The 15,456-nt window shown below is 38.0% G+C and carries 13 protein-coding genes; 7 read left to right on the forward strand and 6 right to left on the reverse strand.

The annotated features are described in order from the left end of the window. Positions 1-5: 5 nt before the first annotated feature. Positions 6-905, reverse strand: a complete 900-nt coding sequence (hisG, locus tag H5116_RS16400) for an ATP phosphoribosyltransferase (RefSeq protein WP_002960257.1) — start codon at positions 903-905, stop codon at positions 6-8. A gap of 419 nt (positions 906-1,324) precedes the next feature. Between hisG and H5116_RS16405 the strand changes: the two genes are divergently transcribed. After that, on the forward strand, positions 1,325-1,561 hold the full coding sequence (locus H5116_RS16405) for a hypothetical protein (protein ID WP_002960256.1): 237 nt from the start codon (positions 1,325-1,327) through the stop codon (positions 1,559-1,561). A gap of 114 nt (positions 1,562-1,675) precedes the next feature. Here the strand turns inward: H5116_RS16405 and H5116_RS16410 are convergent, their stop codons facing one another. Both H5116_RS16410 and H5116_RS16415 read right to left on the reverse strand, forming a co-directional pair. Continuing rightward, a complete protein-coding gene (locus tag H5116_RS16410) occupies positions 1,676-3,529 on the reverse strand; it encodes a cytochrome c/FTR1 family iron permease (protein ID WP_182716667.1) in 1,854 nt (617 codons plus the stop codon). Between the two features lie 283 nt (positions 3,530-3,812). Further along, complete coding sequence (locus tag H5116_RS16415; protein WP_024597348.1) at positions 3,813-5,096, reverse strand: sodium:proton antiporter; 1,284 nt, start codon at positions 5,094-5,096, stop codon at positions 3,813-3,815. Between the two features lie 331 nt (positions 5,097-5,427). Here H5116_RS16415 and H5116_RS16420 point away from each other — a divergent pair, with 331 nt between their 5' ends. The 3 genes from H5116_RS16420 to H5116_RS16430 all read left to right on the forward strand — a co-directional run bounded on the left by H5116_RS16420 (position 5,428) and on the right by H5116_RS16430 (position 8,453). Next, on the forward strand, positions 5,428-7,344 hold the full coding sequence (locus H5116_RS16420) for an ATP-dependent DNA helicase (protein ID WP_002960248.1): 1,917 nt from the start codon (positions 5,428-5,430) through the stop codon (positions 7,342-7,344). Positions 7,345-7,353: 9 nt separating this feature from the next. Further along, positions 7,354-8,055, forward strand: coding sequence for a tRNA (adenosine(37)-N6)-threonylcarbamoyltransferase complex dimerization subunit type 1 TsaB (gene tsaB / locus H5116_RS16425; RefSeq protein ID WP_182681955.1), 702 nt, complete (start codon positions 7,354-7,356; stop codon positions 8,053-8,055). Positions 8,056-8,123: 68 nt separating this feature from the next. Further along, positions 8,124-8,453 (forward strand): hypothetical protein, encoded by a 330-nt coding sequence (locus H5116_RS16430; protein WP_182716646.1) that lies wholly within the window; start codon positions 8,124-8,126, stop codon positions 8,451-8,453. Between the two features lie 95 nt (positions 8,454-8,548). Here H5116_RS16430 and H5116_RS16435 read toward each other — a convergent pair whose 3' ends face one another. Next, positions 8,549-9,838 carry an alkaline phosphatase gene (locus tag H5116_RS16435; protein WP_182716647.1) on the reverse strand — a complete coding sequence of 430 codons (1,290 nt, stop codon included), beginning with the start codon at positions 9,836-9,838 and terminating at the stop codon, positions 8,549-8,551. A gap of 414 nt (positions 9,839-10,252) precedes the next feature. Here H5116_RS16435 and H5116_RS16440 point away from each other — a divergent pair, with 414 nt between their 5' ends. The 3 genes from H5116_RS16440 (at position 10,253) to rnd (ending at position 14,054) form a co-directional block, all read left to right on the forward strand. Then, complete coding sequence (locus tag H5116_RS16440; RefSeq protein WP_182716648.1) at positions 10,253-11,104, forward strand: alpha/beta hydrolase; 852 nt, start codon at positions 10,253-10,255, stop codon at positions 11,102-11,104. A 115-nt stretch (positions 11,105-11,219) separates the two neighbouring features. Next, positions 11,220-12,872, forward strand: coding sequence for a long-chain-fatty-acid--CoA ligase FadD (gene fadD / locus H5116_RS16445; RefSeq protein ID WP_182716649.1), 1,653 nt, complete (start codon positions 11,220-11,222; stop codon positions 12,870-12,872). Between the two features lie 51 nt (positions 12,873-12,923). After that, positions 12,924-14,054, forward strand: coding sequence for a ribonuclease D (gene rnd / locus H5116_RS16450; protein WP_182716650.1), 1,131 nt, complete (start codon positions 12,924-12,926; stop codon positions 14,052-14,054). Between the two features lie 324 nt (positions 14,055-14,378). On the opposite strand, the gene minE is transcribed toward rnd, so the two are convergent. Then, positions 14,379-14,642 (reverse strand): cell division topological specificity factor MinE, encoded by a 264-nt coding sequence (minE, locus tag H5116_RS16455; RefSeq protein WP_004334706.1) that lies wholly within the window; start codon positions 14,640-14,642, stop codon positions 14,379-14,381. Between the two features lies 1 nt (position 14,643). Beyond that, entirely contained in the window at positions 14,644-15,453 is an 810-nt protein-coding gene (minD, locus tag H5116_RS16460; RefSeq protein WP_004334708.1) for a septum site-determining protein MinD, read from the reverse strand. Positions 15,454-15,456 lie beyond the last annotated feature (3 nt).

Genomic DNA, 15,456 nt, shown 5'->3' on the forward strand with positions numbered 1-15,456 from the left:
GGTACTTACTCCATCATTTTTTCAATTGGCATAACTAAAATAGAGTTAGCGCCTAGGGCTTTTAACTGCTCCATTGTTTCCCAAAATAATGTTTCGCTGCTTACCATGTGCAGTGCTACGTATTCTTCATTACCCGCAAGGGCAAGTAGAGTCGGTTGACCAGAACCAGGTAAAATTTCACAAATTTCATCAAGTTTGTTTTTTGGTGCGTGTAGCATGATGTATTTGCTTTCTTTAGCTTGTCTAACACCACGTAGGCGCGGCATAAGCTTATTGATTAGTGCTAGTTTGTCAGCGTCTTGCAGATCTTTATTTTGAATTAAACATGCGTTTGATTCTAAAATTGTATCACCTTGAATTAAGCCGTTAGCTTCAAGTGTTGCGCCAGTAGATACTAAATCACAAATTGCATCAGATAAACCTGCACGTGGTGCTACTTCAACAGAGCCAGTAAGCATTACTGTACTTGCGTTGATGCCTTCGCGCTTTAACCACTGAGTTAAAATTTCTGGGTAGGTAGTTGCAATACGTTTGCCTTCAAACCAGCTCTTATCGCGAGCGCCTAGCTCTTGTGGCCAAGCAAGTGCAAGACGACAGTAACCAAAATCTAGTTTTGAAAGTTTGTTTACTTCGCTTGGAACACCTTGGCGTTCACGTTCTGCTTGAACTTCTACTAGTACGTTTTCGCCAACAATACCTAAATCACATACACCGTCCATTACTAAACCAGGAATATCGTCATCGCGCACACGTAGTACGTCAATTGGCATATTAGTTGAGTGTGCAATTAAGCGTTGTTCACGAAGGTTAAGTTTAACACCTAACTGTTTTAACAGATCTTGACAATCTTTAGATAGGCGGCCGCCTTTTTGGATGGCGATACGTAGACGATTTGTGTTACTCATTATTCATTTTCCTTTAATTTAAAAACTAAAAACCCCGAGGGGAACCTCAGGGCGAAAATGAATCAATGTTTTTTGAATCGCCAGAGGTTCCTTTTAGGAATAACCTCTCAGCGAAAGACCTGACAGGTTATTCCGGTGAATGGTGGTGATGATGTACTGTTGTCAGGTTTAAGCGCATTTTTTATCCTATTTAACTGCTCGTTGTTATAGTAACGTTCAGTTGTTATCTGTTTAAATAAATTTCGCATTCATAAAAACATAAACAGCCATATTATGGCAAGTTTTTTTTAGCTTAATTAAAGCATATCTTATAACTGTCGATAATATTAAGAAGGGAAGTGCATTTTTTGCATATATTTGTTTGTTTATTAGCCAAACCAAGCGTTTAGATAATTTAACAGTAAACTAAGGAAGTGTGTATGGATATCATGATTCCTTATTTAGGAAGAATAACCAGACTAGAAGTTGAGTCAAAAAGTGCTTTTCATATTGCGGGTGTGCAAAGTGGATCGGCCGCTGAAAAAGTTGAGCTAGAGAATAAAAAAAGGCGTGAGTTACAAAAAAAGAAAAAGCTCAATATGCTTGACGACCAAAATAGTAAAAAAAAGTCTAACGTAGATGATGACGAAAACCCCCATTTAGATACATGGGCTTGATAATACCAATTTTACTAAATACATAAGCAATTAACTAAAAAGGCCCTTGCGGGCCTTTTTACTATGTATTTTGCTTATGCCAATTAGCTTAAACTCTTAAGCAGATAGGCATTACTATTGGTTTTTGCTTTTAAATATATAAAAGCTAAATATAGCGAACACACATACCTGAGCTACAATACCTTGCCATGTTGACTTAATACCAAGCCATGCTATTTCAAAGCTCATTGGTAGCGACGCAATACCTATTATATCGGCCTCTTGTAATGCAATAACGGCTTTGCCCATAAGCACAAACGAGAGTGCAAATAATAGGTAAGTGGTAATTGCAAAAAACTTAGCAACCGGTAATTTAATTGAGTACTTAATTAATACCCACGTAATAATAGCCAGTATTGCTACAGCTATCGCGAAACCCGATGCAATAGATGAATATTGAGCAGGCGAGCTTTGCGTTAATAAAGACTGATAAAACAATACGGTTTCGAATACTTCTCGGTACACGGCAATAAAAGAAAGCCCCGCTAATCCCCAAAGTGTTCCCGACTCAAGACGCTTATCTATATTGTCTTTTATATATTTTTGCCATTGTTGCGCACTTGTTTTACTGTGCATCCATACGCCAACATACAGTAAGATTACAGCGGCAAACAATGCACCAGCACCTTCCATAACTTCGCGACTTGCACCACTTATTTCTATTAATGTTTGCGCAGCAGCCCATGTTAAGCCACCGGCAATAAGTGCGGTTACCCAGCCAACATGTACGTATTTAAGCGCATCTTGACGTTTCGTTTTAATAAGCACAGTCATAAGGGCAATAATAACTAAGAGTGCCTCTAAGCCTTCTCGCAGTAATATTATTAAACTCGCTGAAAGTAGAGCGCCATCAGTTAGCTTGGTTTCGTTTAGCATGCTATCTGCTTTAGCGAGTTGTGTTAGTGCGGCATTTACTTTTTCGGCAACGACGGCTGTATCTTTTTCGTTTTTGAATGTTTGGCGTAGGTTCATCAGTTGTACTTCGATGTTTTTACGCAGTGTTTCGTCGTAGGCATTTAAGTTGTTTTCAACAAGCTCAAAGCCATCTAAGTATGCGCTAATTGCTAAATCACTTGCTTGTGAGTAATTGCCTTTAGCATGCGCAGCTTGCGCTGCAAGTAACTGCGTGCGAGTAACTGTTATCGGATTTTTGTTAGCGCTAAATAATTGCTCTGGATTACCACGAAGCCATTTAACGTAATGTGCTTGTGCCTCACTTTGACCTGCCGATAATTGTGCAGGGTTTAGGTTTACAATCTGCGAAGCGGTAATGTTTTGTTCTACATTTTGTGGTTTTTGAACATCTTTAAATGCCAAGCTACCTACATAAAAAGCTAAAGACCATCGTTGTTGTTCATTAAATTGGGTAAAAGCAACCATAGGTGTGTCGTCAATGCCGTTACTTACAGCGTCAAATAACCCCATTAATGAGCGGTTTGTTGCGCGCTCTTCGTCGGTAAAGTTGGTAGGCTCTGGCGATAAATTTTTTGCAAGCGGACCGTCGCCTTGACCACTAGGGCCGTGACACATTGAGCAGTTAGTAGCAAAAAGCGCTTTAGTTTGCTCAACCGGAAGCAGCGATGTAGGTAACGATAGTTGTGGCATAAATGTAAGCAGCGACTCACGAAGCGCTGAGCTTGCTGCACGTACATCGGCAACACTCGCTTTATTGGCAATCGCTGTATGCAGTGTTTTAGCTTGTGCCTTTACTGTATCAAACTCATTGGTTTGGCTTGATAGCTGTCCAGCTTGCTCAATAATAACGTGCGAAAATTCAGTCATTTCTTGATATTCGTCGGGGTCTAGTATTTCACCATTTCCAACAGCTGCCACGTAATCTACACCTACATACTCTGCAAGCTGTGCAATTTGTTTTATTTTTGTTTGCTCATTAGGTGAGGCCGACACATTAAAGCTTGCCATAGCCATTATAAAAAGCACAATAAAACAATGAAGTTGTCGTTTGCCCAGAGATACCAAATTTAAAAACACGTGAGAATTATTTTTGGACATTGAAAAGCCCTACAGAGGAAAAGCCAAAATTATAATTGTTTTCATTTGCATTTCAAGCGGATTAATTTAAACAAAGAAGATAAATAAAAAGGATAACAATTTATAGAACTTTAAAGTGTTTTTGTAACACGTGAGTAACAGTAACCAAGTGATTTATATAATAACTTGGTTACTGAGTTGATTGCTCACAAAGCATTTATTACTTTGCTTGCTCAGCTGATTTAATACTGCTTTGAATAAGCGGTGAAATAGTTAAGCCTTGTACAATAATAGAAAATATAACCACAACGTAGGTAACAATCACGATTAGGTTATGTAGGTCAGAGCCACCTACAAAAACTTGCTCGCGTGGAATTGCTGCCGCCATTGCCAGTGCAAGACCACCGCGTAGCCCACCCCAGGTTAAAATTTTAACACTGTGTTTATCGTAACTTCTAAAGCGTTTAAAGATGACAAAGGGTGCGCCTACGCTAATAAAGCGTGCTAGTAATACTGCAGGTACCATTAGTAAGCCTAAGCCAATTTCACCAAGCGTGATTGGCATCGTCACTATTAGCATACCTATTATTAAAAACAGTAGGGCATTTAAAAAGCTATCGGTTGCATGCCAAAAATCTTTTACGTAACGAGTGTCTTCAGGCCCCGTGCGCTCAGTTGCTTTAGTACGAGTAATGTTACCCATTAATATGCCGCTTGTTACCATGGCAAGTGCGCCTGATATTTCCCAAATATTTGCAGCAGCAAAACCTGCGGTAGGAATAGTTAAGGTTATCAATAAGCGAATGTTTACATCGCGGCTGTTAATAATTAAAAAGTGGCCAACCAAAGCGATAACCAAACCAAACGCAATGCCGCCTAGGGCGTCTACAAAAAAGAGTTCTGCTATATCGCCAAATTGTGCATCGGTGCCATAAAAAGCAACCGAAAAAATGGTCGTAAATATTACTAAACCAATACCGTCGTTAAATAGTGACTCACCTTCTACTTGAACTGAGATTCCTTCTGGCGCTCGCATTTGTTTAATAATTGCAAGTACGGCAATAGGGTCGGTTGGGCTAATAAGCGCGCCAAATAATAAACAGTATATAAACGGTACATCAAAGCCAAATAAGGCAAATAGATAAAAACTCAAATAACCGACTATAAAAGTGGAAGCAATAGTAGAAAATAGCACTAGTGCGGTTATTTCCCAGCGCTGTTTTCGAAGCGCCATAAGGTTAATTTCCAATGCGCCAGCATAAAGTAAAAATCCGAGCATACCTTTGAGTAATAACTCGTTAAAGTTAATACTGGAAACAATTTGGGTCATGGCTAACGCATTTTGATCGCCTAATAATTTAACGGCAATAATCAATAATAAAGAAATAACAACTGAGCCTGTAGTAATGGCAATTGTAGTTTGCATTTTGAGGATATATTGGTTTGCAAAAGCAATAAAAATTGCAATGGCAGAGAGAAAACAAATGAGATACCAAGCATTCATTGGCTAACCTTACTATTTTTTTAACGACACACGAAAAAGAGGATTATAAACCCGCGTATGGTACTCCTGTAATATTTCAGAGTCACAGTTTTTATGCCTAAATATAGCTTTTAATACGGATTATTTTTAGTAAGAGTTAATAGAAAATTAGGCTTTGTAAATATTGTCATTATTAAATTAAATGTACGTTATAAATACACAGTGTATTGTAATATCGAATGATTAATCTCACTATTAAAGTGCGTATTAATTCGTAAAGTAAAAGTGGGTTTTGTAATTACTTGCCCTTAATGCTTTGCTTACGTAAAATCCCGCTATTATTTATTTTAAAGTGATTGGTATTATCAAACAGCTGTTTAGTGCAACCGGGCCTTTAGCGTTATCTTTAGATGGGTATACGCCTCGCCAACCACAAATTGATATGGCAGTAGCTGTTGCGGATGCATTAAAAAACAGTTCGCAATTAGTTGTTGAAGCAGGTACGGGTACGGGTAAAACATTTGCATATTTAGCCCCTGCACTTAAGTCAAAAGGGCGCACAATAATATCAACAGGTTCTAAAGCTTTACAAGAGCAGCTTTATCACCGAGATTTACCGCAACTAGTTAAAGCTTTAAGTGCTTCAAAAAAAACCGCCTTATTAAAAGGGCGCGCCAATTACCTATGCACCTACCGACTTAATCAACATGTTGCACATGTACCTACTGACGACTCTGACGTAATGCATCAACTAGCTATGGTAGCTAAGTTTGCAAGCGAAACACAATCGGGCGATTTGGCTGATTGTATAGGTATAGAAGATGATGCCAAAGTACTGCCTTATGTAAATTCAACAGCCGATAATTGTTTAGGTAAAGAGTGTCCAGATTTTCAAAGCTGTTATATACGCAAAGCACGTTTAACTGCGGCCGATGCCGATGTGGTTGTAATTAATCACCATTTGTTTTTTGCTGATATGGCTGTAAAAGAAAGTGGCTTTGCTGAACTTATGCCAAAAGCAGATGCTTACATATTTGATGAAGCCCATCAGTTAAGCGAAATTGCCAGCGATTACTTTGGTGAAAGTGTTAGCACTAAAAAGTTGGTAGATTTAATTAATGATTTACGTGCTATTTATAGAGCTGAAATTCCCGATATGCTGCAACTTGGTAAAAGCTTAAACAAGCTTGAGACAAGCGTTGCTGATTTACGTTTACAATTTGGTGTTGATGGCAGTAGAGGCGATTGGCGAGAAAAACTAAGCGATAAACAAATTTGCGCGGCGCTCCATCGTGTGATCAGTGATTTAGATTTTGTTTATCAAGTACTCAAGCTTTGCCTAGATAGAAGCGACAAAATTGAGCATCCATTTGAACGTGCACTTGCGTTTAAAGGGCAGTTAGAGCGGGTTTTTGATACAGCCCAAACCGGCTTTAGTTATTGGTATGAAACAACGCGCCGTTATTTAACAATTAATATAACGCCATTGAATGTATCAGCTAAGTTTGCTCAAATGATGCAAGACACGGGCGCAGGATTTGTATTCACTTCTGCCACACTTTCGGTTGATAACAAACTAGAGCATTTTAATGCAAGCCTAGGTTTAAAGCCAAAACAAAGCATGATGGTAGATAGCCCATTTGACTACCCTAATCAGGCGCTGCTGTGTTTACCTCGCTACTTACCCGAATCGCATGCTGATAATATGCCACATGCAATTGTAAAACTAACGCTTGAGCTTATAAAATCAGCACAAGGGCGTTGTTTTGTGTTATTTACTAGCTATCGAATGATGCACTTAGTGGCCGAAGGGCTAACTACACAAATAGACTACCCAGTTTATATGCAAGGGCAAATGTCTAAGCGTATAATTTTAGAGAAATTTACTCGCCATGGTAATGCGGTGTTACTCGGCACGGCTTCTTTTTGGGAAGGCGTTGATGTACGCGGCAGTACATTAAGTTGTGTTATTATAGACAAATTGCCATTTGCAGCCCCTGACGATCCATTGCTACAAGCTAAAATGCAAGATTGCCAAATGCAGGGAAAAGACCCTTTTTCTCACATACAATTACCGCAGGCTGTTATTGCGCTAAAGCAAGGTGTAGGGCGTTTAATTCGAGATAGTAAAGACAAAGGCGTACTTGTAATATGCGATAATCGCTTAGTGACACGCCAATATGGCCAAGTATTTTTAAAAAGCTTACCACCTATGCGCCGCACGCGAAGCTTAGAAGATGCCAATACATTTTTAAAACAAATTAATTAGAGTACTAAAATGATCAAAAGTAATATCCTTGCCCTTGATGCTTCAACTGAAGCACTTTCAATTGTTTTACATTACCAGGGCCAAACGTTTCATCATTTTGAAGAGTGTCCGCAGCAGCATAGCCAAAAAATACTTCCACTTGTGGATGAACTTTTAACTAAAGCAAACTGTAAATTAAAAGATTTAGACGTAATTGGTTTTGGCCAGGGGCCAGGTAGTTTCACCGGTGTACGTATTAGTGTTGCTATAGCGCAAGGTTTAGCGTATTCAACTAATTTGCCGCTTGTTGGTGTGTCTACACTGGCTACTATGGCTCAACAAACGTTTGAACAAAACGGCAGCCTGAGTGTTTATCCAAGTATAGATGCGCGTATGGGGGAGATATACTTTGCACATTACCAAGCGCAAAATAATCTAATGCTTTTAGTTAACCAAGAATGCGTTATAAAACCTGATTTACTAAACAATAAGTATATAACAACCACTGAGCCATCTGTAGCAGTGGGCACAGGTTTTAAAACCTATCCTGATGCGCTTAATGACTTTGAAAACGTGACAATTAATACTGATATTACATTGCCTGATGCACGTTATATGTTAGCGCATGTTGAAGCCGCGTTTTTAGCGGGTGACGTTGTAAAAGCGAGTGACGCTCAACCTAAATATGTGCGCGATACGGTAACGTGGAAAAAGCTACCAGGACGTGAGTAATCATATTATTTGCAAATTGGTTGTTTTTAAATCATAATTTTATGCAATATTAAGGTTGGAGACGCGTAATGACGCTGCCTATTGGTTCAGGTTTTTTTACCGGAGATATTCCGGGTAGGGTTAGCTCTACTAAAGTTGTTACTAATAAACCACAGAGTTTATTAGACCAACCGGCTGCTCAAAAAACGAATCCCGATTATGTAAAAAGCAGTGTCGAGGGCGTTGAACTTGCTAATCAGCTGTTTAAAAGCAGTGCTAAAAGTAATGAATACAGCCAAACAATTTACGACCAACCGACAGCTCAAGTAAGCAAAGCGATTTCTACTTATACTGAATTTGCTAATTTAGAACGCAGAGCAGAAGTACAAAATTTAATAGGCGTTGATATATACGCTTAACGCTTATTTAAGCGCTTTAGATAAATACAGCTATAAAATTTAATAAAAAGCCCGAACAAATGTTCGGGCTTTTTGTGTTCAAAACTACGTAAAGCTTACTGCTTAATAAAGCCAATCAGCTTATCTGCTATATCAGTATTATTTTGTGAACCAATAAATTGCTCACTGCCCTTACCATAGGCAAATACCTGCACGTCTACAGCGGTATGTCCGCCTGTTGTCCAGCCAGTAAAGCTTGCATCGCTAATAATACTCTTAACAGCTAAATTAAGCGCTTTTTCACCCATTTTTTTAGCTTGCTCAAGTTTTATTTGGTTTTCAGTTGTAAATTCAATATTGGTGTTAGCAGTCCATACTGGTTTTAAGTCTTTAGACTCCATAAGTTTGTCTGTTAACTTACTAGCCGTTGCCTTAACACCTTTAATTACGTCTGTTTCCCATTTAAATTGGCCGTGCGAACCAATAGTTAAGCCGCCCGTTGAGTGATCGGCTGTAACTACAAGTATAGTGTCTTTATTTTTATCAACGTACGCTTTTGCTTTTTCGATTGATTTAGCAAAGTCGTCCATTTCAGCCATCGCACACGCTATATCGTTAGAGTGACCACACCAATCAATTTGGCTGCCCTCAATCATCACAAAAAAGCCTTCTTCATTCTGGTTATCTAGTAAACCAAGCGCTTTAGATGTTAACTGAGTAAGGCGAGTTGGGTTCATATCAAGGGCAAATGGCAAGCCTTTGCTTGCATACAAACCTATGGCAGGTATTTGTGTAATTTGTCCCAGATTATTAATATCGTCACCGTATTGGTAACCTGCCGCTTTAAATTCTTCAACTAAATTACGGTCGTCACGAATAAAATATTTAGTACCGCCACCTAGCATTAAATCAACAGGTAATTTACCAGCAATCTTATTATCAATATAATCGTTGGCAATATCATCGTAGTTGTAACGAGATTCATTGTGAGCTGTAAAGCTAGCAGGTGTTGCATGGTTTATTTGTGAAGTTGCTACAAGCGCTGTTGTCATACCGCGCTCTTTTGCCATTTCAAGCATGGTTTTAACTGGCTTTTTATCTGTATCTACAGCAACTGCACCATTATAACTTTTATGGCCGCTACTAAGCGCTGTAGCACCCGCAGCGCTGTCTGTTACATAAGTATGGTCATCAGGGTAGGTGTGAGCCATGCCTTTTAAAATAGTGTCAAAAACCGTGCCTTCTACTTCTTTTGTTGCAGGGTCATCTTTAAAATAGCGATAAGCCGTGGTGTAAGCCGGACCCATGCCGTCACCAATCATATAAATTACATTTTTAGGTGCTGATTCTGCGTAAGCACCAGAAGCGGTGCATAAAAGTGCCAATAAGCTGATCTGTTTTTTCATGGTTGTACCTTATGAGTGTACCTTATTTAATAGCCGCTGATATTGTATACAGATAGGATGATAAATAAATGAATATCTGAGATATTTATAATTTATACTTTGATTTTATATACATAAAATTATAGTTAACGCTGTTAGTTCTATTTATTTAAATTATACTAGTTATAAGTTAAGTATATACAATGCCGCCATTTTTAAATTGTTCAAAATACATACAGAGCAAGCTTATTAAAAACGGTTAGTTTGTTGTTTTTAGTTTAAGTTATTAATAATGTTATGTTTAATTATTATGCTTTGCTTCTTTTTTCATCACGAAGATAATTAAATCGTGAATTTGGCACCATTTTCTAAGTTAGTGGTCTGACAACTTGTATGCTATAAATAATGATGCTCTAAATTAATAAAGGACTTACCGTGCAGCCATTTAATATTGAAACCAATAATTTAAATATCCATGGCTTAAAAGTAGGTTCAGGGAACGAAATAGTAATAGCATTGCATGGGTGGTTAGACAACTGCCATAGCTTTATGCCAATGTTAAACAACGTTAACCCAAAGCATACGTGGTACTGTATTGACTTTGTCGGGCACGGTTTATCATCTTGGCGAAGTGATGATGCACACTATTATTTTGTTGATTATATTGATGATGTGTACCAACTTATAAATGCCCTTGGTGTTAAAAAAGTACATTTAGTTGGGCATTCGATGGGAGCCATGGTTGCAGGACTTTTTGCTAGCTGCTTTAGCGATTATGTAGAGTCTGTTACCTTTATTGAGGGGATTGGGTGTGTTACAACCCCTAGTGAAGGTGTGTGTGAACAGTTACAAAGTGCAGTACTAAATAGAGCGCGTTTAAAAAATAAAAAGTCGAGAATTTATAAGTCGAAAGAACTTATTTATGAAGCTCGTGCTCAAACAACCGATTTGAATAGCGAGCTTATTAAGCTCTTAATGCAACGAAATATTAAACAGGTTTCAGATGGTTTTGCGCTAACAACAGATCCAAAGCTCAAAAATCACTCAGGTTTTAGGTTTGATGAAGCGCAATGTATTGGTGCAATAAAAGATTTAATTGCACCATGTCAATTAATTTTAGGTAACGAAGGTTATTCGTTTGTAAAACAAAATTTGGCAAAGTATATTAGTTATTACAATAGCTTGAAGGTCATTAATGTAGATGGTGGGCACCACTGTCATATGCAAAGTAGTGAACTATGTTTTAAGCATATTCAAGACTTTATGCTGCAAAATGGTGCATGTTAATTGTAAGTTTACGTAAAATGTGGGATTATTCCTCCATTAGAGTATTTGCTCAATTGTTAAAGCGCCTTACTTAGATTAAGGTTAATAAAAATATAATTATAAACAGGGGCTAAGAGTGGAAAAAATCTGGCTTAAGCGCTACCCAGAGGGTATGCCTGAAACAATCGATCCTGAGCATTACAACTCGTTACTCGAAGTGTTCGAAAAAAGTTTTACTGACTACACCGATTTACCTGCATTTACTAATATGGGTAAAACGCTGTCTTATAGCGAAATAGATACAGCAACAAAAAAAGTTGCTTCCTACATTCAAAATGATTTAGGTCTTAAAAAAGGCGACAAAGTTGCCGTAATGATGCCTAACTTACTACAAACACCAGTAACCATTTTAGGTATTTTACGTGCAGGTTGTGTGGTTGTAAATGTTAACCCACTTTACACTGTGCGTGAATTAGAGCATCAGCTAAAGGATTCTGACACTACCGCTATTTTCATTTTAGCAAACTTTGCTGACACACTTGAAAAGTCGCTTGCACACACTGATGTTAAACACATTGTAGTAACGCAAGTAGGCGACATGGTTGGTGGGCTTAAAAAGCACATAGTTAACTTTGTTGTGAAGCACATTAAAAAAATGGTGCCAAAGTACAACTTACCAAACACAATTAACTTTTCAGACGTTTTAGCTGCAGACGAAACTAAATATACACGTCCTGAAATGAGCTTGTCAGATCTTGCTTTTTTACAGTACACCGGTGGTACAACAGGTGTATCAAAAGGGGCAATGCTGAGCCATGGCAATATGGTTGGTAACCTTGAGCAAGTTTCAGGCTGTTTAGACAAAGTGTTAAATCGTGGTACAGAAGTTGTTGTTACCGCTTTACCGCTTTATCATATATTTGCTTTAACAGCTAACTGCCTGACGTTTATGAAGTACGGTGGTTTAAATATATTAATCACAAATCCACGAGATATGCCTGGGTTCGTTAAAGAGCTGGGTCAGCATAAATTCACTGCTATTACTGGTGTTAATACGTTATTTAACGGTTTATTAAACACACCAGGTTTTGCTGAGCTTGATTTCAGTCATTTAAAAATGTCACTTGGTGGCGGTATGGCCGTGCAACGTCCTGTTGCTGAAAAATGGCAAAAAGTGACTGGCTCAAAATTAATGGAAGGCTATGGCCTTACAGAATGTTCTCCATTAGTAACTATTAGTCCTTATGATTTAGAAGCATATAATGGCTCTATTGGTTTGCCTGCGCCTAATACTGAGATTAAGCTAATACTTGATAACGGTGAAGAAGCCGCTAAAGGTGAACCAGGTGAAATGTGTGTGAAAGGCCCGCAGGTTATGGTGGGCTATTACAAGCGACCAGATGCAACAGCTGAATGTTTAAAAGATGGCTGGTTTGCAACAGGTGATATTGCAACTTATGACGATGAAGGTTTCTTCTTTATTGTAGATCGCAAAAAAGACATGATCATTGTATCTGGCTTTAATGTTTTCCCTAATGAGATAGAAGAGGTAGTGGCTATGCACGAAGGTGTGCTTGAAGTTGCTGCCATTGGTATTCCTCACGATGTAAGTGGCGAACAAGTTAAAGTTTTTGTTGTTAAAAAAGACCCTTCTTTAACTGAAAAAGATATAATAAGTCACTGTCGTGATAATTTAACTAATTACAAGGTCCCAAAACTGGTAGAGTTTAGGGATGAGTTACCTAAAACTAACGTAGGTAAAATACTCCGAAGAGCCTTGAAAGATTAGCAACCTATAAAAAAGCCGACACATGTCGGCTTTTTTATTGTAGGAGATTAAGTGCAATACCAATTGATCGAAACCCAAAATCAACTGAACACTTTTGTTGAACAAATAAAAAATAAGCCTATTTTAGCTATTGATACTGAGTTTATGCGTCGTCGCACTTTGTATCCAGAAGTTGCACTTATCCAAGTTTTTGATGGTGAGCATTTAGCGCTTATCGATCCGTTAGCTGAGCTCTCATTATTCGATTTTTGGGAAATACTAAAAGATCCTAGTGTTTTAAAAGTACTGCATTCTCCTTCAGAAGATATTGAGGTTTTTCAAAAATACGCAGGCTTTGTTCCATCCCCACTTTTTGATACACAATTTGCGTTGCAGTTACTTGGGGAAGGTAACTGTATGGGCTTTGCCCTTATGGTAAAAGAGTTGCAAGGTATTGAAATAGATAAAAGTGAGTCACGCACTAACTGGCTGCAACGTCCGTTAACTAAAAAACAGTTAGATTATGCTGCTGCAGATACTTTTTACTTATTGCCGTGTTTCGAGCTGATTATAGAGCGTATTAATGCCGCTGGGTTCTTTGACATTGTAATAAACGAGAGTGAGCTGATAGCTAAAAAACGTGCGTTTCAAACACCAGACGATCTTTTATATAAAGATATTAAAAATGCATGGCAACTCAAACCGCACGAACTCGCGGTTTTAAAAGAACTTGCTGTATGGCGTAGAAACAAAGCCATTAAGAAGAATTTAGCGCTAAATTTTGTGTTAAAAGAACATAACATGACTGAAATTGCCAAACGTGGTCCTTCAAGTTTAAATGCTCTACGTCAAATCCCAGGAGTTGAAGCTATTGAAGTTAATCGCTCTGGTGTAGATATAATCAAGTGTATTGAAGTTGCCAAAGCGGTACCAGATGCAGAGCATCCTGATGTACTTAAGCGCTTAATTGATTTTCCTACCTATAAAAAAGTAGCCAAAGATATTAAACAAAAGATCACTAAAGTCGCTAAAGAGCACAATATACCAGAAGACGTTATGGCCTCTAAAAAGCAAATTAATCAATTGATTAGTTGGAATTGGAAGTTAACGTCAAAACAAAAAGAAAGCCATATTAAGCCTGATTTATTAAGCTCTTGGCGATATACCTACGTTAAAGACGCTTTAAAAGAGTGGGATACTTAAGACTAGATATTTTTTTTACTGTGTAATACTTATATCAATCCGCAATAATACTTAATCATTTTGCGGCGCTAAACGTGTCGTTACCTGTGTTAAAAAAATCTCATTTAGAACAACTAAATAGTGATTTTTTTGCCTAGCTATCAACACGTTTTTCCATCCTCAAAATAGATCACTTAATTAAACGAATTGGTATTATCTATAATTTTTGTGTTACATAGTAGAAAAGTTTTAGTTGCATGCAAGGGATTAAAACGTAGATATTTAGAAAGTTATTAAAAAGTAAATGAAAATAAAGAGGGCGCTTATAAAGCGCCCTTTCTTCAATTACTTCTTTTCTTCATCAGGTAGTGTAACGTTTAGCTCAAGTACGGCTAAATCGTCTTCGTTTTGATCAAACTGAACCTGAACTGCATCGGTACTTACGTTCACGTATTTACGGATCACATCTAAAATATCTTGTTTTAATTGTGGTAAGTAATCCGGCGTTCCTCGCTGAGAACGCTCGTGCGCGACAATGATCTGCAATCGCTCTTTTGCTAGTGACGCACTGTTTTTCTTTTCTGAGCGGAAGTAGTCAAGTAAAGACACGTTAACCTCCAAAAATCCGTTTAAATAAGCCTTTTTTCTCAACGTCTAAGAAGCGAAAATCGACGGTTTCACCTAGTAAGCGGTTAATTGCATCAGAATAAGCTTGGCCTGCATCAGATTCTGTATCCAATATAACAGGTTGGCCTGAGTTTGAAGCACTTAATACCGCTTGCGATTCAGGAATAACCCCTAATAATGGGATTGACAGAATATCTTGCACATCTTCTACCGATAGCATTTCACCTTTTTCAACACGACCAGGGTTATAGCGTGTTAATAGTAAGTGTTCTTTAATATTTTCTAGGCCTTCTTCAGCACGTTTTGATTTGCTGTGTAAAATACCTAAAATACGATCTGAATCTCGAACTGACGACACCTCTGGGTTTGTTGTAACAATTGCTTCATCAGCAAAGTACATCGCCATCATAGCGCCAGCTTCAATACCTGCTGGTGAATCACATACTATGTAATCAAAGTCTTCTTTTAGTTCATTTAGTACGCGTTCAACACCTTCACGTGTTAAAGCATCTTTATCACGAGTTTGTGAAGCAGGTAGTAAAAATAATTTATCTACACGTTTATCTTTAATAAGCGCTTGGTTAAGGTTTGCCTCACCATTAATTACATTTACAAAGTCATAAACAACGCGGCGTTCACAACCCATAATTAAATCTAAGTTACGTAAACCAATATCAAAGTCGATAATAACTGTTTTATAGCCTTTTAACGCTAAGCCTGTGCCAATTGCAGCACTTGATGTTGTTTTACCAACACCGCCTTTACCTGAGGTAACGACAATTACTTTTGCCATGAG

Source organism: Pseudoalteromonas sp. SG45-2, assembly GCF_014164115.1.
GTDB lineage: Bacteria > Pseudomonadota > Gammaproteobacteria > Enterobacterales > Alteromonadaceae > Pseudoalteromonas > Pseudoalteromonas distincta.